18 protein-coding genes are annotated in these 17935 nt (G+C 51.5%); 10 read left to right on the forward strand and 8 right to left on the reverse strand.

The window, feature by feature from the left end:
• Positions 1 to 21 precede the first annotated feature (21 nt).
• Positions 22 to 1212 carry a 23S rRNA (cytosine(1962)-C(5))-methyltransferase RlmI gene (rlmI, locus tag HA51_RS11675; protein ID WP_084934672.1) on the forward strand — a complete coding sequence of 397 codons (1191 nt, stop codon included), beginning with the start codon at positions 22 to 24 and terminating at the stop codon, positions 1210 to 1212.
• A gap of 59 nt (positions 1213 to 1271) precedes the next feature.
• Positions 1272 to 1589: a heat shock protein HspQ gene (gene hspQ, locus HA51_RS11680; RefSeq protein ID WP_084934673.1), complete on the forward strand. Its 318-nt coding sequence runs from the start codon at positions 1272 to 1274 to the stop codon at positions 1587 to 1589.
• A gap of 32 nt (positions 1590 to 1621) precedes the next feature.
• Here hspQ and HA51_RS11685 read toward each other — a convergent pair whose 3' ends face one another.
• Positions 1622 to 2044, reverse strand: coding sequence for a CoA-binding protein (locus tag HA51_RS11685; RefSeq protein ID WP_084934674.1), 423 nt, complete (start codon positions 2042 to 2044; stop codon positions 1622 to 1624).
• A gap of 177 nt (positions 2045 to 2221) precedes the next feature.
• Here HA51_RS11685 and HA51_RS11690 point away from each other — a divergent pair, with 177 nt between their 5' ends.
• Both HA51_RS11690 and HA51_RS11695 read left to right on the forward strand, forming a co-directional pair.
• Positions 2222 to 2848 (forward strand): YccT family protein, encoded by a 627-nt coding sequence (locus tag HA51_RS11690; RefSeq protein WP_084934675.1) that lies wholly within the window; start codon positions 2222 to 2224, stop codon positions 2846 to 2848.
• 68 nt (positions 2849 to 2916) lie between these two features.
• Positions 2917 to 3378, forward strand: coding sequence for a methylglyoxal synthase (locus HA51_RS11695; protein WP_084934676.1), 462 nt, complete (start codon positions 2917 to 2919; stop codon positions 3376 to 3378).
• Positions 3379 to 3381: 3 nt separating this feature from the next.
• Here the strand turns inward: HA51_RS11695 and helD are convergent, their stop codons facing one another.
• Positions 3382 to 5436: a DNA helicase IV gene (gene helD, locus HA51_RS11700; RefSeq protein WP_084934677.1), complete on the reverse strand. Its 2055-nt coding sequence runs from the start codon at positions 5434 to 5436 to the stop codon at positions 3382 to 3384.
• 123 nt (positions 5437 to 5559) lie between these two features.
• On the opposite strand from helD, the gene HA51_RS11705 reads away from it, so the two are divergent.
• Complete coding sequence (locus tag HA51_RS11705; RefSeq protein ID WP_084934678.1) at positions 5560 to 6003, forward strand: YccF domain-containing protein; 444 nt, start codon at positions 5560 to 5562, stop codon at positions 6001 to 6003.
• Positions 6004 to 6015: 12 nt separating this feature from the next.
• Complete coding sequence (yccS, locus tag HA51_RS11710) at positions 6016 to 8154, forward strand: YccS family putative transporter (protein ID WP_084934679.1); 2139 nt, start codon at positions 6016 to 6018, stop codon at positions 8152 to 8154.
• A gap of 2 nt (positions 8155 to 8156) precedes the next feature.
• On the opposite strand, the gene HA51_RS11715 is transcribed toward yccS, so the two are convergent.
• Positions 8157 to 8780 carry a TfoX/Sxy family DNA transformation protein gene (locus HA51_RS11715; RefSeq protein ID WP_084934680.1) on the reverse strand — a complete coding sequence of 208 codons (624 nt, stop codon included), beginning with the start codon at positions 8778 to 8780 and terminating at the stop codon, positions 8157 to 8159.
• A gap of 221 nt (positions 8781 to 9001) precedes the next feature.
• Here HA51_RS11715 and sulA point away from each other — a divergent pair, with 221 nt between their 5' ends.
• Positions 9002 to 9493: an SOS-induced cell division inhibitor SulA gene (gene sulA / locus HA51_RS11720; RefSeq protein WP_084934681.1), complete on the forward strand. Its 492-nt coding sequence runs from the start codon at positions 9002 to 9004 to the stop codon at positions 9491 to 9493.
• 349 nt (positions 9494 to 9842) lie between these two features.
• Positions 9843 to 10913, forward strand: coding sequence for a porin OmpA (gene ompA / locus HA51_RS11725; protein ID WP_084934682.1), 1071 nt, complete (start codon positions 9843 to 9845; stop codon positions 10911 to 10913).
• A gap of 72 nt (positions 10914 to 10985) precedes the next feature.
• Here ompA and matP read toward each other — a convergent pair whose 3' ends face one another.
• Positions 10986 to 11453 carry a macrodomain Ter protein MatP gene (gene matP / locus HA51_RS11730; protein ID WP_139810673.1) on the reverse strand — a complete coding sequence of 156 codons (468 nt, stop codon included), beginning with the start codon at positions 11451 to 11453 and terminating at the stop codon, positions 10986 to 10988.
• 53 nt (positions 11454 to 11506) lie between these two features.
• On the opposite strand from matP, the gene HA51_RS11735 reads away from it, so the two are divergent.
• Complete coding sequence (locus HA51_RS11735; protein ID WP_084934684.1) at positions 11507 to 13369, forward strand: AAA family ATPase; 1863 nt, start codon at positions 11507 to 11509, stop codon at positions 13367 to 13369.
• Between the two features lie 67 nt (positions 13370 to 13436).
• Complete coding sequence (fabA, locus tag HA51_RS11740) at positions 13437 to 13955, forward strand: bifunctional 3-hydroxydecanoyl-ACP dehydratase/trans-2-decenoyl-ACP isomerase (protein WP_084934685.1); 519 nt, start codon at positions 13437 to 13439, stop codon at positions 13953 to 13955.
• Positions 13956 to 14021: 66 nt separating this feature from the next.
• Here the strand turns inward: fabA and rmf are convergent, their stop codons facing one another.
• The 4 genes from rmf to pqiA all read right to left on the reverse strand — a co-directional run bounded on the left by rmf (position 14022) and on the right by pqiA (position 17920).
• Positions 14022 to 14189, reverse strand: coding sequence for a ribosome modulation factor (gene rmf / locus HA51_RS11745; RefSeq protein ID WP_007887362.1), 168 nt, complete (start codon positions 14187 to 14189; stop codon positions 14022 to 14024).
• Between the two features lie 269 nt (positions 14190 to 14458).
• Positions 14459 to 15025 carry a membrane integrity-associated transporter subunit PqiC gene (pqiC, locus tag HA51_RS11750; protein WP_084934686.1) on the reverse strand — a complete coding sequence of 189 codons (567 nt, stop codon included), beginning with the start codon at positions 15023 to 15025 and terminating at the stop codon, positions 14459 to 14461.
• Positions 15022 to 16665 carry an intermembrane transport protein PqiB gene (pqiB, locus tag HA51_RS11755; RefSeq protein ID WP_084934687.1) on the reverse strand — a complete coding sequence of 548 codons (1644 nt, stop codon included), beginning with the start codon at positions 16663 to 16665 and terminating at the stop codon, positions 15022 to 15024. Before pqiB ends, pqiC begins: the two co-directional genes overlap by 4 nt.
• A complete protein-coding gene (pqiA, locus tag HA51_RS11760; protein ID WP_084934688.1) occupies positions 16637 to 17920 on the reverse strand; it encodes a membrane integrity-associated transporter subunit PqiA in 1284 nt (427 codons plus the stop codon). Before pqiA ends, pqiB begins: the two co-directional genes overlap by 29 nt.
• Positions 17921 to 17935 lie beyond the last annotated feature (15 nt).

Here is a 17935-nt window from a genome sequence, read left to right on the forward strand (position 1 = left end):
TTTCAGGTAAGCATAGCAAACATGACCGTTCGATTGATTCTCGCAAAGGGACGTGAAAAATCCCTGCTCCGCCGCCATCCGTGGGTGTTCTCTGGTGCCGTTGCACGTATGGAAGGTAAAGCCCAGTCTGGTGAAACTATTGATGTCTGCGACAGCAATGGCAAATGGCTGGCCCGTGCCGCTTACTCCCCGCAGTCACAAATTCGCGCGCGCGTCTGGAGCTGGCAGCAGGATGAGTCAATCGACATCGCCTTCTTTGTTCGTGCTTTCGAAAAAGCGCAGCAGTGGCGCGAATGGCTGGCGCAGCGCGATGGCCTTGATAGCTATCGCCTAATCGCGGGTGAATCAGATGGCATGCCTGGCGTGACCATAGACCGTTTCGGCAACTTTATGGTGCTGCAACTGCTTTCTGCCGGTGCCGAATATCAGCGTCCGGCGATTCTCTCTGCCTTGCAGCAGTGCTTCCCGACTTGCGCTATTTACGATCGTTCTGATGTTGCCGTGCGTAAAAAAGAGGGACTGGAACTGACACAGGGCCCGGTGACCGGTGAGCTGCCGCCGCCGTTACTGCCCATTACCGAACACGGTATGAAATTGCTGGTCGATATTCAGGGCGGGCACAAAACCGGTTATTACCTTGATCAGCGTGACAGCCGTTTGGCCACACGCCGCTATGCAGAAAACGCTCGCGTGCTGAACTGCTTCTCTTACACCGGTGGATTTGCCGTATCGGCCCTGATGGGCGGCTGCAGCGAGGTCATTAGTGTCGATACTTCACAGGATGCCCTGGACGTCGCAAAGCAAAACGTTGAGCTTAATGGTCTCGATCTGTCGCGCGCGCAGTTCGTTCGTGATGACGTATTCAAACTGCTGCGTCGCTATCGTGACAGCGGCGAAAAATTTGACGTGATTGTGATGGATCCGCCGAAGTTTGTTGAGAACAAGAATCAACTGATGGGCGCTTGCCGCGGTTATAAAGATATCAATATGCTGGCGATGCAGTTGCTCAACCCGAACGGGATTTTGCTGACGTTCTCTTGCTCAGGACTGATGGCTACCGACCTGTTCCAGAAAATTATCGCTGATGCCGCAGTTGATGCGGGTCGTGATGTACAATTTGTAGAGCAGTTCCGTCAGGCAGCCGATCATCCTGTGATTGCCAGCTATCCTGAAGGGCTTTATCTGAAAGGGTTTGCCTGCCGCGTGCTGTGACTTGAAAACCTGAACCCTGCCTCCATATTGGTAGCAGGGCACAGTTTTGGGAGGTCACAATGATTACCAGTAAATTTGGAATTGGACAGCAGGTCCGTCACCGTCTCTCCGGGGTGCTCGGCGTTATTGTGGACGTCGATCCGGAGTTTTCGCTCGAGGAACCCGAGCAAGATGATGTGGCCACCAGCGAAACACTGCGCGCCGCGCCGTGGTATCACGTGGTGATGGAAGATGAAGAAGGCGAACAGGTACACACCTATGTTGCCGAAATTCAGCTAGCGGGTGAAACGTCGTATGAGCATCCAGAGCAACCGTCAATGGATGAACTCGCCGCGTCCATCCGGCAGCAGCTGCAGGCACCCAGCCTGCGCCATTAATGCAAACGGCGACTGAGGTCGCCGTTTCTGTTTTAGTGCGTCACGGGTGATATACCTAAACGCGGTATTTCAATTTTTGGGCACCGATCCATAATCACCGTCAACCCTGCATCTCGCGCCAATACTGCCGCTTGCTCGTTAATCACACCTAATTGAAGCCACAGCGTATCTGCACCGATGGCAATGGCTTCTTGCGCCACACCCCAAGCCGCTTCCGCATTACGGAACACGTCAACCATGTCGACTTTACCCGGAATATCCGCCAATGAGGCATAAGCGGTTTGCCCTAATAACTGCTGTCCAGCCAGTTTGGGGCTGACTGGAACTACCTCATATCCCTGATCGAGTAAGAATTTCATCACGCCGTAGCTTGGGCGGTCGGTGCGATCGCTAGCGCCTACCAGCGCAATGCGTTTCGTTCTACTCAATACATCGCGAATCGTTTGATCATTCATGCATTTTCTCCTTGTCCAATCGACTGAGTGTAGATGGCTATGCGTTGCCTGACGCAAGTACTACAGGTGAAAACTTAGCGCAGCAGCACGAATAAATATGTAAAAATGTAAATTTACTGCCATAATGTAAGAATTTGCTACACACCACTAATCCTTCCCCATCTTCCGGGAGTTTAAATGAAGCTGTCTTTGGCTGTTACGGGCTTACTTGTACTGCTCGTATCGGCATCCTGCCATGCCATCACCCTCAAGCTCGATCCTGAGATCGACCTGCTGGTGCTGGATGGACGCAAAATCTCAGGCTCGCTGCTTAAAGGCGCGGACAGCCTTGAGCTGGAGCGCGGACAGCATCAATTTCTGTTTCGCGTGGAAAAGCCCTGCGCTGATGCGACACACTTTCAATCGGTGCCGATGATTGTCACTTTCAATGCCAGCGCCAACTCGGTCGCCATTCGCCTGCCTTCGCTTGGCAATCGCCGCGAACGCACCATTTTTGATAAAGCGCTCAATTTCCAACTGATTGACGAACATGGCAATGAAATTGTCAGTATTCGCGACCATCTGCCACAAGGCAGCGACGGCGATCTTGAGAAAGCCATGATAAATTATAATCGCAATGCACAGGCCGCTTCGGTCGCGCGCTTTGCCATGCAATCAGCAAGCTTGCCCGCCGCACAGATGGACCTTGATTTTGCCTGGCAAGATGCAAGTGACCTTCCCTCTTTACAACGTTGGTTTCAGCGTTTCGACGCTGCAACACGTCAGCGTTTCATCAGTTGGATGAAAACCTTACGCACAAGTTGATAGTAATGAAACGCCAAGGGTAAACTCGTGCCTCAAACACTATGGCATGAGAAGAAACAGGAAGCCCTATGGAGCAGACCGTTCGTACCCTTGAAGAAAAAAAACATATTGCCCTTGTCGCCCACGATCACTGTAAAGCCTCCTTACTTGAGTGGGTAAAAGCCAACCAGAGCGCGCTGCAATCTCATGTACTTTACGCCACCGGCACTACCGGAAACCTGATTAATCGTCATACAGGATTGGACGTTAACGCGATGCTGAGCGGCCCCATGGGCGGAGATCAGCAAGTGGGGGCGTTGATTTCAGAAGGGAAAATTGATGTGCTGTTCTTCTTTTGGGACCCGCTGAATGCCGTGCCTCACGACCCCGATGTCAAAGCACTGCTGCGCCTGGCCACCGTATGGAATATCCCGGTGGCGACCAATCGCGCCACCGCAGATTTTATTATTAAAGCGCCGATGTTTGCCCAGCAGGTTGAGATCCAGATCCCCGATTATCCGCGCTATCTTGCTGAACGCCTGAAAGGCTAATTATTAGGCCTTCCGACTCTGTGGCACGCCTAATTCGCGGAAGTGCTCGACAAAGACGGAAGGCTGTTCTTTATCAAACATCATCCATACTTGTTGACGCGCACGCGTTATCGCCACATAGGCCAGTCGCCGTTCTTCAGCATCGGGGAAATCTTCCGGTTGCGGTAATAGTCCCTCTTCCACAATCGATTCACGCGTCTGAGCGGGGAATCCATCACGTCCTTCATGCAGCCCAAGCACAATGACAAAATCAGCCTGTTGCCCCTTGCTGGCATGTATTGTCATGAAGTCAATTTGCAACTTTGGCCAGCGCGTTTTGGCTTTTTCCAGTATCTCCGGACGCAGATGATGGTAACGCGCGAGCAGCAATACACGCTCGTGTGGCTTGGCATATCCACTCAACTTATTCAGCAGAGGTTCCAGTTGGTCCTGCGGTAGCAAAGTGACCGATTTTTTATTGCCCTTACTAAGACTATTAAGGGGTTTCCGCAGTTGATGCGGGTTTTGCTGAACGAAGCGGTTAGCAATCTCACCAATACGATCGTTAAAGCGATAAGTGGTGTCGAGCACACAGCGATCCCCTTCACCGAAATAGTGGTGAAAAGCAGTCGTCAGGCTCATTTCCGCCCCGCTAAAACGATAAATAGCCTGCCAGTCATCCCCGACGGCGAACAAACTGGTGCGTTTATTTTGCTTGCGCAAGGCCGTCAATAGCGCCGCGCGCTGCGGTGAAATATCCTGGAACTCGTCCACCAGAATGTCTTTCCACGGGCTGATAAATCGCCCCTTATCAAGAATGGCGATAGCTTGATGAATCAGGCCGGAGAAATCGACTGCCCCTTCTTCTTTCAGCGCACTTTTCCAGGCTTTTAGGAGTGGGGCCATCAACTTAATGCGTTTGCTGAAATTCTCACGCAAGGCTTCAGGAACATCATCGATCATCACTGCCTGTGCACCACCGTGCATACGCATTAAACCCAGCCAGCGTTCCAGGCGCGAGGCAAGGCGTTGTGCGAGTTTGTCATCCTGCCAAAAGGCGCCTTCTGCCACATCCCATTCCATCTCATCTTGCAGCCATTGTCGCCAGCCGCTTGCTTGAGCCTTTTTGCTATTGCACTGTTCTCGCCATGTCTCAATGAGTAGCTGACGACGCACCTTGCTGTCGCTTTCCAACTTGCTGATAACAGGTTGCTTATTGCTGCCTTCACGGATAATGTGCATCGCCAATGCATGAAAGGTTCGCGCCTGGATGGCGCTTTCACCCAATCTCGCCTGAATGCGTTCATTCATCTCATCTGCGGCCTGGCGGCCAAAGGCAAGCAGCAGTATTTGGTCTGGCTGGGCTAATTTACGTTTCAACAACCAACCCGCACGGGCAACCAGTACCGATGTTTTTCCACTTCCTGCACCCGCCAGCACCAGCAGAGCATCTTCCCCATTCACCACGGCTTCAGATTGAGAAAGATTAAGGGGCGTCGTTTCGATGGTGGAGAAGAAATCGTGATATTCCTTGATAACTTTCGTTGTCCATTCGCGGTTACGCTGACGAATCGCCGTTTCTCCCTGCTCCAGCCACTGCTGGCAGAATCGCCACAGCGCACGACAGTTATCGAACGTTTCCAGACGCGCCAGCGGGAGAGGTAACGCTGAAAATTGCCGCCTGATACTCTCTTTCACCGTCGATAACTCACTGCGTTTTAGCCAGCGGTCTTGCTGTGTAAACGTCAGTATCTCTTGCTCAAGCGCCGTCAGCACCTCTGCGCTCACGTCGCTCATTTCCTGGCTCCATTGCTGCCAGGCCTGCTGCAAAAAATGGAAAAAACGCTGTGTTTCCTGCCATTCCGTCCCGTGGAGGCGCACGACTTTATCTTCGGGAAGCTGAAATTCTAACTCGCCCCAGACCATGCCACGTTTACAGGTAATATCCATTAATTGGTTAAAGGGGATCAGATATTCATGGCGATCGCCACTGACTTCCACTCCGGCGGCCAGCAGACGAACCCGATTATAGGGATGCTGAGCCAGACGCTTGCCCATTGATGTTGCTTTCAGTTCCATGTCCGCACCGTCATGTGGAATTCGATTATCGCGCAGTTTACCTGTCAGACCCTTGGCGCTCCAGCCTTAAAACAGGCTAAACTTGGCGACACATATTGCGGATTGCAAAAGGAAAAACGCGTTATGCGCACCGTACTCAATATTCTCAACTTCATTCTGGGTGGCGTATTCACCACCTTAAGCTGGCTGTTTGCCACACTGGTTAGCATTGTGCTGATTTTTACTTTGCCATTAACGCGTTCATGCTGGGAAATCACCAAACTCTCACTGTTGCCGTTCGGTAACGAGGCCGTGCACGTTGATGTTTTGCGCCCTGACAGCAAAAGCCAGGTCTTAAATGCCGGTGGCACCTTCCTGAACATCTTCTGGCTGGTGTTTTTTGGCTGGTGGCTGTGTCTGATGCATATCTCAGCGGGCATCGTGCAGTGCCTGACCATCATTGGTATTCCCGTGGGTATCGCTAACTTTAAAATTGCGGCCATTGCGTTGTGGCCAGTCGGTCGACGCGTGGTGTCAGTAGAAGAAGCCCAAGCTGCACGTGAAGCCAATGCGCGCCGTCGTTACTGAGGCCGCCCTCTGATGCGACAAAACCCGATGCCTGGTTGGCGACATTATCTGTTCAACAGTAGCCTGCGCTATTTATTGCGCATCTTATTTGCACTGGCCGGTTGTGCGGCCGTGCCCTGGTGGTTGCAACAGATAGAATGGACCATCCCTTTGACCCTCGGCGTGGTGGCTGCTGCGCTGGCTGATCTGGATGACCGCTGGACGGGCCGCCTACGTAATTTACTGATTACGTTGGTGTGTTTTTGTGTTGCATCCGTCTCGGTTGAACTGCTTTTCCCCTATCCCTGGGCCTTCGCTATTGGCCTGGCGCTTTCCAGTTGGGGTTTTATTCTGCTCGGTGCGTTAGGACAGCGCTATGCCACCATCGCTTTTGGTGCGTTACTGATCGCCGTCTATACCATGCTCGGAATCGGGCTATTTCCGCAGTGGTGGATGCAGCCCTCTCTGCTGTTGGTGGGTGCCTTGTGGTACAACTTGCTGACCTTTATCGGGCATCTCATTTTTCCCGTGCGCCCCGTTCAGGAACAACTGGCCGCCAGCTTTTCTCAGTTGGCGCGATATCTGGAAGCTAAGGCAAATCTGTTCGATCCTGACGCGGGCGAACAGGATGATGCGACGATGATTGCCACGGCGATGGTGAACAGCCAACTCGTCGCACAACTGAATCAAACGAAAACCACCATTCAGAGCCGCTTGCGGGGTGACCGTGGCTCACGTAGCACGCGCCGCAGCCTGCACTATTACTTTGTCGCGCAGGATATTCACGAACGCGCCAGCTCTTCCCATCTGCAATACCATTTATTACGTGATGACTGGCGCTATAACGAGATTTTGTTTCGCTTTCAGCGTTTGCTGAATATGCAAGCCCAAGCCTGTCGTCAGTTGGCTGAGAACATTTTGATGCGGCAACCGTGGCATCACGACACGCATTTTGAGCGCACTTTTGCGCGTCTGGAGACAGCGCTGGAACGTCTTGCGCAAAGTGATCCGCAAGACCCTCATATTCGTGCGCTATCCTGGCTATTACGTAACCTGCGGGCGATTGATGCACAACTAGCATCGATTGAATCAGAGCAGATGCTGGCAGATCCCCCCTCTTCTGGCGACAATCACCTCTCACGAGAAGGACTCAGCGGCTGGCCAGATATTCGCTTGCGCCTGAGCCGTCATCTTAGCCCCGCGTCTGCGCTGTTTCGCCATGCCGTTCGCATGTCGCTGGTACTTTGTGTGGGCTACGCTTTCATTCAAATAACTGGAGTGGAGCGCGGTTACTGGATTTTGCTCACCAGCCTGTTCGTCTGCCAACCCAACTACAACGCCACACGACGCCGTCTTGCGTTGCGTATCGGCGGCACACTGGCAGGGATTGCGATCGGCTTGCCCGTCCTGTGGTTGGTGCCCTCCATTGAAGGACAGTTGGTGTTAATCGTACTCACCGGCGTGCTGTTCTTTGCTTTTCGTCAGGTTCAATATGCACAAGCAACCTTGTTTATCACCCTGTTGGTATTACTCTGTTTTAATCTGTTGGGTGAAGGCTTTGAAGTCGCGTTGCCACGTATCGTTGATACCCTGCTGGGCTGCGGATTGGCCTGGTTGGCTGTCGCTTTTGTTTGGCCAGACTGGCGTTTTAGAATGATCAGCGCAGTGGCAGATCGTACACTCAACGCAAACTGCCGCTATCTTGATGCCATTATGGAGCAGTACCATCAGGGCAAAGATAATCGTCTGGACTATCGCGTCGCGCGTCGCGATGCGCACAATGCCGATGCAGAACTCGCTTCTGTGGTATCGAATATGAGCAGCGAGCTGAAACTGCAACAACCCCTGCGCGAAAATGCTTTTCGTCTGCTGTGCCTCAATCACTCATTCCTGAGTTATATCTCTGCATTAGGCGCGCATCGTGAAAAATTATCAGATAGCGAACTGTTAAAGATGCTGGATGATGCGGTCTGTTTTGTCGAAGATGTCCTGCAAATCGAGAGTGTTACCGATGCGCAAGCGCTGGAGATGCAACAGCAGTTGATCCTGCGGTTAAGTGCGCTCAAAAACAGTCCCGAAGTGCAGGCGCCGTTAGTGATGCAGCAGCTTGGTTTGCTCATTGCCCTGCTGCCGGAAATTGCCCGCCTGCGCCGTACGCTATCCAGTGATTAATGTCAGAAATGCTCCACTTTAGGGTCAAGGTGGAGCGTTTTTACATACCACTCACTGAGTGCTTCTCGGGTCGCCACAGGTAGAGCCGCTTGATGATGGCCGGAGATTGCCCCCTCAAGCGAAAACAGTGTTTTCAAACCAATATGCTTGTTCATTGCGCGGAGTTTTAGCCAGCTCTGGCGTGAACCCATTTCACAGAGCAACTTCACAGAGCTGATGCCAACTTTATGCAGCATCATCTCCATGCGTAAACTGAGATTAGGGAGATCTTTTAAACGTAGCGTGACGGTGCGCGTTGCCATTTCATTCTGAGCGGCACGTAATGAACTGGCTGAAAGACGCAATAATTGCTCAGGGTCTTGCCATAACATAGCGTCCACTTTGTAGTAATTCAGTTGCACTGGCATACCGCGCTTGCTGTACACCAGAGGTTCTAGTGCCCGTTTAGCGTGATACATCTGCAGCGCTTCGCTGGCTCGCAAATAAAGTGCATCCTCATTGATATAGGCAAAAGTCACCTTTTCGACTGTCAGGGCATAGCCCCCAAACTGGGTGCGAGACTCAATTTTTCCTAGTGAAGACAACTGCATTTTCGATTGTTCAACGACGGGATTGCGGTTTTTCATTACAACTCCTTTCCGTAAATTCTCATGTGAGAAAATTCCTTAAAACCTAGTTTATTCATCTGGTTAGAAGATAAAAAAAACAAATTAGCTGTTCAATGAATAAAAACGTTTGCGGCAATAGTTGTTGAGAATTTGCGAGGTGTTTTCAGAAATTGAGGTTGATCTTTATCCAGGAAGACATTACTGTACATCCATACAGTTCATTACTGAGTGATTAAATTATGCGTACTCAATTCTCTGGCTTTGCTGATCGTACTTCCTCTTTTGCTAACGGTGGCTTAACGCAACCTGCTCTGGGTGGAATCACTGAACTGCGTTATAGCGAACAACCAGGAATTATGCAGATGTTACTGCTCCCTGTGCTTAAGCAACTCAGCGAACAATCACGTTGGCAGCTCTGGTTAACGCCTGCGCACAAGCTAAATCGCAGTTGGATGCAGCAGTCGGGTCTGCCGTTAGAGAAAAGTATGCATATCACCGAGTCTGAGCGACTCAGCACTGTTGAAAGTATGGTGAAAGCTCTGCGTACCGGTAATTACAGCGTGGTACTGGCATGGATTCCCTACGAATTGAATGACGAAGAGCGCCTGGAACTGGAATTAGCGGCATCGGAAGGAGAAGCGCTTGGACTGATTATGCGCCCACAAGGTCATGAACGTGTCCTGCCAAGACAATCAAATCCGTCAAAAATTCCCTCAGATTTGTTTCATTAAGTAAAACCAGGAATTTTCTCACGCTATTTTTTCTTTAGAATGCAGCTAAGCCACTGATTCTTTTCCCGCCAGCTTTGACAATGGTTTAGCTGCTTTTTCTCAATCTGCTAGCGAAGATTTTGCCACGTGATTTGTTAAAATGTGTGTATAAATCCCTGTTTTTTTACTAACTGACCTCACATCATACTTGTAACTTTCCAATCTCGTTGTAGACTTTATCTCGCCAGGGTGCTCAATAACCTCCGTTTTTTCGGTAGAGTCAAAAGCGAGCGTTTAGACCCGGCGAAGGATTAACACAAAGAGCAACCTTTTTGCTCATTGCCTATTTGGATGATAACGAGGCGCAAAAATGAAAAAGACAGCTATCGCAATTGCAGTGGCACTGGCTGGCTTCGCTACCGTAGCGCAGGCCGCACCTAAAGATAACACCTGGTATACCGGTGCTAAACTGGGCTGGTCTCAGTATCACGATACTGGTTACTACGGTAACAACTACGAGAACAACAACGGCCCAACCCACGAATCTCAGCTGGGTGCTGGTGCTTTCATGGGCTATCAGGCTAACCCGTACCTGGGCTTCGAGCTGGGCTACGATTGGCTGGGCCGCATGCCTAACAAAGGCTCTGTGACCAATGGCGCATTCAAAGCACAAGGCGTTCAGCTGGCTGCTAAACTGAGCTACCCAATCACTGACGACTTAGACGTGTACACCCGTCTGGGCGGCATGGTATGGCGTGCAGACTCTACTCAGACCAACCCAGATGTAGGTCGCATCAGCAACCACGACACCGGCGTTTCTCCGCTGGCTGCTGTTGGTGTTGAATACGCACTGACCAAGAACTGGGCTACCCGCCTGGACTACCAGTGGGTTAACAACATCGGTGACGCAGGTACCGTTGGTGCGCGTCCAGACAACAGCATGCTGAGCGTCGGCGTTTCTTACCGTTTCGGTCAGGACGAAGCAGCAGCTCCAATCGTTGCTCCAGCTCCAGCGCCAGCGCCAGTTGTTGAAACCAAGCGTTTCACTCTGAAGTCTGACGTGCTGTTCACCTTCAACAAAGCGACCCTGAAGCCAGAAGGCCAGCAGGCTCTGGATCAGCTGTACAGCCAGCTGAGCTCAATGGATCCTAAAGACGGTTCTGTTGTCGTACTGGGCTTCACTGACCGTATCGGTTCAGAGCAGTACAACCAGAAACTGTCTGAGAAACGTGCTCAGTCTGTAGTTGATTACCTGGTATCTAAAGGTATCCCTTCTAACAAGATCTCTGCACGCGGTATGGGCAAATCAAACCCAGTTACTGGCAACACCTGTGACAGCGTGAAAGGCCGTAATGCCCTGATCGACTGCCTGGCGCCAGACCGTCGCGTTGAAATCGACGTGAAAGGTATCAAAGACGTTGTAACTCAGCCACAGGCTTAAGTTATCACGCAATAAAAAACCCCGCCTCGGCGGGGTTTTTTTATGTCTTAAATGCATCGAAAAACAAAAATGCTATTCGCTTTCCGTTCCGCCTTTGCCCAAAATCGCCTGCAGATCCTGCTTCAGAGTGGACATTTGGCTGGCATATTTCTCTTTGCGCTCAGCATCTTCTATCAGTTGCACGATCGTCTCTGACAACGTATTACTCCGGCGCTGAGCCAAACCTGCCAAGCGTTGCCAGACCAGATACTCGAGATCGATAGACTTTTTCCGCGTATGTTGATGCTCCGCGTTGAAATGGCGCTTACGGCGCGCGCGGATAGTTTGTTTTAGGCGATTCTCAAGATCGGGATGAATATGCTGAGCAATCCACTCATTGACGTCTACTGGGCTGTTTTCCATCGTTAGTAACGATTCAACCGCCGCCTGCGCAGCACTGAGTTCAAGATGACGCGTGATCAGCTCACCCTCCCGATGCTTTTTCACCAGGTATTTCCACTTCCATCCACTTTCAAGATTTTCGAGTTGCTGGTATTTCATCGGAATCTCATCGTGATCACGTAACAAACTAAGAATAACAGCTTTTTTCCCGGATGCAGCAAGGAAAAACATGTTGCGGTCATCACATTTCGGGCTGGAACTCCGCAGTGCTTAACCAGGTTGATTCCTGTATAATCGCGCTTTTCCTAAATAAGACTAATGCGAATATTTTGACCAGCACTCAAATTACGTGGCAAGCCCTGCAGCCGGATAGCACCCGCTACCAATCCATTTTCTCGAACGTCTCACTGGAAGATAGCGATAGTCTTGCCGCGGTTCAGCCGCGTCTGCTGAATGCGCTGGCGCATTTGCATCATCAAACCTTAGGTTTTCCCTTGCTGCTGCTGCGCAGTCAGGAAAACAGCGATTACCTCGCCTGCATCGCTGAAGCCGCACAGCGCTTCCAACCTGAAGAAATTGCGCTGTATGGCGGTGACTATCACGTGATGGGCGACACGGTAAGCCTGATGCCCCCCAGCGACGCTAACCGACCATTCACCAGCCAAGGCGGTGTTCACTATGCCGACTGGATTGAATCCGAACAGTTGTTTGGTTGTGTGCGTCAGTATAAAGATCGTATCCAGCCTGAACCCGGCCTGATTCATCAAGCCAATGGCGGCACCTTGATCCTCGCCGTCAACACCTTACTGGCTCAACCACTGCTGTGGCTGCGTCTGCGTAAATCCATCGAACAAGGTCGCTTTGACTGGTATTCGCAGGATGAACGCCAGCCGTTACCTGTGGCCATTCCTTCTTTGCCACTGCAGCTTCGTCTGGTGCTCTGTGGCGATCGTGATGCTTTAGCCAGCTTCCAGGAACTGGATGCCGAAGTGCATGAAATGGCACTGTACAGCGAGTTTGAAGAAAACTTGCAGATCACCGATGAAGAGGACATGACCTTCTGGTGCCAGTGGACGCTGACGCAAGCGGAGCAAGCCGGTCTGGACCAGCCTGAAGCCGATTTCTGGCCATTATTGATGACAGAGGCCGTTCGTTTCACCGGTGATCAGGAAACCTTGCCCCTCTGTCCACGCTGGTTGCGCCGCCAGCTGCAAGAAACAGCACTCCACGGTGACGCCATCAATGCTGAAGCGTTAAAAGAAGCGCTGGAAGCACGCGAGTGGCGTGAGAGCTACCTTGCCGACCGCATGCGTGACGAAATCCTGCTTAATCAGATCATGATTGAAACAGAGGGTGAAGTGGTGGGACAGATTAATGGTCTGTCTGTAGTGGAATTCCCTGGGCACCCGCGTCCATGGGGCGAGCCGTCACGTATCACCTGCGTCGTCCATCCGGGTGATGGCGAATTTACCGACGTGGAGCGTAAAGCGGAACTGGGCGGCAATATTCATGCGAAAGGCATGATGATTATGCAGGCCTATCTGATTGCTGAGCTGGAACTTGAGCAGCAACTGCCCTTCTCAGCCTCATTGGTGTTTGAACAATCCTATTCTGAAGTCGATGGCGATAGCGCCTCACTGGCCGAGTTGTGTGCATTAATCAGCGCACTGGCTAATCAACCGCTCAATCAGCAGATTGCCGTTACCGGTTCAGTAGACCAGTTCGGTAATGTGCAACCTGTCGGCGGCTTGAATGAAAAAATCGAGGGCTTCTTCCATATTTGCCAGTCACGTGAATTGACAGGTAAACAAGGTGTGATTTTGCCGGCCAGCAACATTCGCCATTTGAGTCTTAGCCAGGCCGTGGTAGATGCCGTGCAGCAAGAGCAGTTCCATATCTGGGCGGTTGAGAGTGTCGATGAAGCCCTCCCGTTATTGACCAATGTTGCTTGGCAGAGTGAGAACGGTGAGTCGCTGCTCAATACTATCCAAGAGCGCATTGCACAGTTTAATCAACAGGAAATACGTCATCGTCCTTGGCCATTACGTTGGCTTAACTGGTTTAACCACAGCTGATTGATTTGCCCAGCGTACAACTGTTCGCTAATATTCGGGCTTCACTAAAAGAAGGCATATTGAGAACATGGTAGATAAACGCGAATCCTATAGCAAAGAAGACCTGGTTGCCTCAGGTCGCGGCGAACTGTTTGGCGAAAATGGACCGCCGCTTCCCTCTGATAACATGTTGATGATGGACCGCGTGGTCATGATGACCGAAGACGGCGGTAAATTTGACAAAGGTTTTGTAGAAGCCGAACTGGATATCAGCCCTGACCTGTGGTTCTTCGCTTGCCACTTTAAAGGCGATCCCGTGATGCCTGGTTGCCTGGGTCTTGATGCCATGTGGCAGCTGGTAGGATTCTACCTCGGCTGGCTGGGCGCAGAAGGCAAAGGCCGTGCACTGGGTGTGGGCGAAGTGAAATTTACCGGTCAGGTTCTGCCAACCGCGAAGAAAGTGACTTATAAAATCCACTTCAAGCGCGTCATCAACCGTAAACTGGTGATGGGCGTGGCTGATGGTGAAGTATTTGTCGACGGTAACCTGATCTACTCCGCGACCGATTTGAAAGTAGGTCTGTTTAAAGACACTTCCGCTTTCTAATCCTTCCAAACGAAAACCTCCGCACGCAGCGGAGGTTTCTTCCTTATTGATAGACATTCGACAGTGCTAGGCCACCGCCGACCTGTCCTCCATGGCTTGACGCCAACCTCCCAACCAGTAAGACCGCGCATCGATCATTTGATAAGGGCATATCTCTTTTGAGCGGCCCGTAATACCGGCTTGATAGCCTCGTGAATGTGCTCGTTCCAGGCGGTCTCTCTTCTGTCTCTTCATGCCTCGTTTCCCTCATTTTAGGTCTGGTGGAATCTGGGTGGAAAGAAAGAGTGGCGATATAATGTTCAACCACAGTAATGTTCTAACCCCAAGCAGAAGAAAGGTCAATGCGCAAAATTCACGCCAATGTCATCATTTTGACGTTAAATAGACATATAAAATTGTCAACTGCATGTATATCTGGCTGATTCATCAATAAAAAAAGCCCCTGATTTGACTGCGATCACACAACAGCAAATCAAGGACTTAGCATAAGCATCGAACAAATCTTAATTTAGCGAAATGACACTATTTGCGATTTGTTGCGCCGTTTGCTGCCAGCCGATAGCAAGAGTGCGCACCAAAGCATCGTAGCCATCTTCAGTTTGCGGAAGCGTCAGATTAAAGCCATGTTTGATTAGGCGGCCTTGATGTTGTAATAGCCACTCACCGCTCACCACGACCTGACCATCGTAGCGCCCTTGGAAACCGGTGACATTCACTGACAGCGTATCGTGAGTGTCTCCTAGCGGCGTGCTGGCAACGAGGCGGCCTGGCAAGGCTTTGCTTAGGTTGGTCACCAGCGTTTGCTGCAGTTGTTGATCTAATGGGCTGGCCCAAAGATTATTAGCCGCAATCACGTATTTCACGTCGCTGGTTTGGTACACCAAACCGTTACCCGCCATAAAGTCAGGTACGGTAACCTGTTCGACCCAAATCATTGGCTGGTTGCCGTTAGCTGTGCTTTCCACACGCGCCATATTACTGCCCGCAGGCAGTTGGTAATAGGTGCTTTCAATCGTACTGCTGCAGCCTGCCAACAGCAGCAGTGCAGCCATAATCAGCCCTTTTCTCACTGTTTCGCCCTCTTTGGCTGGGGATCCTGACCCGGTTTGGCTTCAAACACCAACGCGTTGCTCTTGGTATTGAGCGTTTTCAGCACTGGCTGCAACTCACGTAGCACCTGATCAAGCCGCTGCATGTCACCCACCAGCTTGTTATAGGCAGGCGATCCCGGTTGCAGACCTTTCATGCTGCGATTCAATTCACGCAAGGTTTGCTGCATATCTGCTGGCAGCGTTTTCATCGCTGGGCTCGCAGTGATGTGATTGAGGTTATCCAACGTTTTCTGCAACTGTTGCATTGTACGCTGGCTCTCTTTCAAGGTACCTGTCGCTTCGGTGATCATCGGGTTCAATGGCAGTCCGTTGATCTTATCCAGCGCCGCCGTCAGTTTCTGTTGAATTTGGCTCAAGCCCCCGCTGACAGTTGGGATCACTTCCAGACCGGCGACTTCGTTTGGCCCCTTATAAACTGTCGCATTGTCGTAAAAATCAAGATCAACATAGAGTGCCCCGGAGAGCAGATTGCCGGTTTTCAGCGTCGCGCGCAGGCCGCGTTTTTTGCCATCCTGCAGATGCTGCTCAAGATTGAAATCGCCACCCAGTCGATTGATAAAGCGATCAGGCTCGATGCGAATCAATACGGGTACCCGATAATCAGTATTCAGTGCCTGATTCACACCTGGAATCGTGTATGGCACCTGTGAAACGGTTCCCAGACGAATACCCCGGAACTCAACCGGTGCGCCCACCTGCAGACCACGAATGGAATCGGTGAAGAACAGCAGGAAGTCGGTATGAGTGGTATACAACGAGTCCTGAATGCTGCGTTGATCGTCAAACAGATGGTATTCCGCTTTGTTCTCAGCGATTTGCCCCAGCTCAGCACCGTCTGGCACGTCAAAACTCACGCCGCCGCTAAACAGGGTCGTCAATGAGCCCATTTCCACACGCATCCCTGAGGCCGACATATCCACGGCGATACCACTATCCTTCCAGAAACGCACATTAGTGGTCACCAGACGATCATAAGGTGCCGCGATAAACAGCTGATACGTCATCATGCGCTTGTCAGTATCGAAGGTACTGGTTTCCACCGTCCCCACACGATAGCCGCGGAATAACACCGGATCGCCTGCGTTCAATTGCCCCGCTTTTTTACTGTCGAGGGTCACACGAATACCCTTGGCATCGGGTGGTGCCAGTGGCGGCGCATCCAGCAGTGAATAGCGCTCAGGCTGATCGCCCTTAGTGCCAGGCTGCAGCTCAATATAAGCCCCTGACAGCAACGTGCCGAGACCGGTGATACCTTCACGACCAATCTGAGGCTTCACCACCCAAAACACGCTGTCGCCATGCAGCAGCTTTTCCATACCCGAATTCAGGCGAGCCTTGATCTCAACATGATGCAGATCGTCAGTTAGCACTGCGCTCTCCACCACGCCGACATTGACGCTGCGGCTTTTAATGGTGGTCTTTCCAGCCTCAATACCTTCAGCGCTCTCAGTGATCAACGTCACTTCCGGGCCCTGATGGCTAAAATGATAAAACAGAATCCAGCCACCAATTAGTAGCGTGACGATGGGTACAATCCAGACCGGCGACCAGCGTTTAATCTGGTCGACTTCAGCAGTCCCGTGATGGTTGTCCGTCAAGACGCGGCTCCTTACGTTCAGTTTCCCGTAGTCGATCCCAAATCAGGCGCGGATCAAAGGTCATAGCTGCAAACATGGTGAGAATGACCACCATGGCGAACAGCAGCGCGCCTGGCGCAGGATAAACACTCATCAACCGTCCCATGCGCACCAGCGCAGAGAGTACGGCGATCACAAACACATCAATCATTGACCAGCGGCCAACAAATTCCACCACTTCATAAACAAGGTGCATTTTCTCATCATCACGCTGACCACGGCCGCTGGCATGCCAGCATAGCCAGGCAATCGCCAGCATTTTAAGCGTAGGCACCATGATACTGGCGATAAAAATCACCAGAGCCACCGGCCATGAACCATCGCTCCACAGTAAAACCACCCCCGCCATGATGTTCGAGGGATACTGGGAGCCAAGCGTTTCAGTCACCATGATGGGCATAATATTAGAAGGGATATAGAGCATTACCGAGGTGATCAGCAGGGCCAGCGTCCATTGCAAGCTGTGCTTACGACGCGGCTGTGCGTTAACACCACAACGGGGACACTCGACCTGCGCGGCGGGCAATATCGCGGTACAACACGGGCAGCTGCGTAATCCTTGCTTCAGCCCGCTGACCCCAGCAGTGGGGACCATGGGCAAAGGAGGAAGTGGATCGATGGATTGCCACATCCAGCGTCGATCAACACACTGGAAGGCACGCAACTGCAAGAGACAAAACAGGCACCATGGCCAAAAACTAATGCCAAGCCCAATTTCACCATAGGCCATAAGTTTGACAAAACTTACCAGCACACCGGCCATAAAGATCTCGGCCATACCCCAGCTACGTAAATGGAAAAGAATACGCGCTAAGCCAAGACGTAGGCTGTGCGGCATGCGTACCCGATTCACCAGCAGAATAATGCTCAACATGCAGAACGCAGGAATCCCCTGCACAAAGAGCAGGAACAGCGTTGCCAGACTGCGATAATCTTCACGATCCATCACTTCAGGGATTTCGAGCAGTGAAATCTGACTGCTCAGCCCAGCAACATGCATGTTGATAAAAGGAAAAAGATTCGCCAGCACCAACATAAACAGCGCCGCGAAAGCGTACCCGGTGGGACGCTTACGCGGCTCATGCCAGTTAGCGGTCAGCGTGGTATGACAACGCGGACAGCGCGCGCGGCTGCCCACCGGCACGGCAGGCAGCTTTACGGTTAAATCACACTGTGGACAGAGAATCCACTGATGCGCCTGATCCGTTGCACACATACTGACTTCCTCTGT

The sequence above is a fragment of the Pantoea rwandensis genome (assembly GCF_002095475.1).
GTDB classification, from domain to species: domain Bacteria; phylum Pseudomonadota; class Gammaproteobacteria; order Enterobacterales; family Enterobacteriaceae; genus Pantoea; species Pantoea rwandensis.

Bases quoted from the DNA above. Each gene is read 5' to 3' on its own strand.
- rlmI (WP_084934672.1), top strand. From the start codon at position 22: ATGACCGTTCGATTGATTCTCGCAAAGGGACGTGAAAAATCCCTGCTC.
- hspQ (WP_084934673.1), top strand. From the start codon at position 1,272: ATGATTACCAGTAAATTTGGAATTGGACAGCAGGTCCGTCACCGTCTC.
- HA51_RS11685 (WP_084934674.1), bottom strand. From the start codon at position 2,044: ATGAATGATCAAACGATTCGCGATGTATTGAGTAGAACGAAACGCATT.
- HA51_RS11690 (WP_084934675.1), top strand. From the start codon at position 2,222: ATGAAGCTGTCTTTGGCTGTTACGGGCTTACTTGTACTGCTCGTATCG.
- HA51_RS11695 (WP_084934676.1), top strand. From the start codon at position 2,917: ATGGAGCAGACCGTTCGTACCCTTGAAGAAAAAAAACATATTGCCCTT.
- helD (WP_084934677.1), bottom strand. From the start codon at position 5,436: ATGGAACTGAAAGCAACATCAATGGGCAAGCGTCTGGCTCAGCATCCC.
- HA51_RS11705 (WP_084934678.1), top strand. From the start codon at position 5,560: ATGCGCACCGTACTCAATATTCTCAACTTCATTCTGGGTGGCGTATTC.
- yccS (WP_084934679.1), top strand. From the start codon at position 6,016: ATGCGACAAAACCCGATGCCTGGTTGGCGACATTATCTGTTCAACAGT.
- HA51_RS11715 (WP_084934680.1), bottom strand. From the start codon at position 8,780: ATGAAAAACCGCAATCCCGTCGTTGAACAATCGAAAATGCAGTTGTCT.
- sulA (WP_084934681.1), top strand. From the start codon at position 9,002: ATGCGTACTCAATTCTCTGGCTTTGCTGATCGTACTTCCTCTTTTGCT.
- ompA (WP_084934682.1), top strand. From the start codon at position 9,843: ATGAAAAAGACAGCTATCGCAATTGCAGTGGCACTGGCTGGCTTCGCT.
- matP (WP_139810673.1), bottom strand. From the start codon at position 11,453: ATGAAATACCAGCAACTCGAAAATCTTGAAAGTGGATGGAAGTGGAAA.
- HA51_RS11735 (WP_084934684.1), top strand. From the start codon at position 11,507: ATGCAGCAAGGAAAAACATGTTGCGGTCATCACATTTCGGGCTGGAAC.
- fabA (WP_084934685.1), top strand. From the start codon at position 13,437: ATGGTAGATAAACGCGAATCCTATAGCAAAGAAGACCTGGTTGCCTCA.
- rmf (WP_007887362.1), bottom strand. From the start codon at position 14,189: ATGAAGAGACAGAAGAGAGACCGCCTGGAACGAGCACATTCACGAGGC.
- pqiA (WP_084934688.1), bottom strand. From the start codon at position 17,920: ATGTGTGCAACGGATCAGGCGCATCAGTGGATTCTCTGTCCACAGTGT.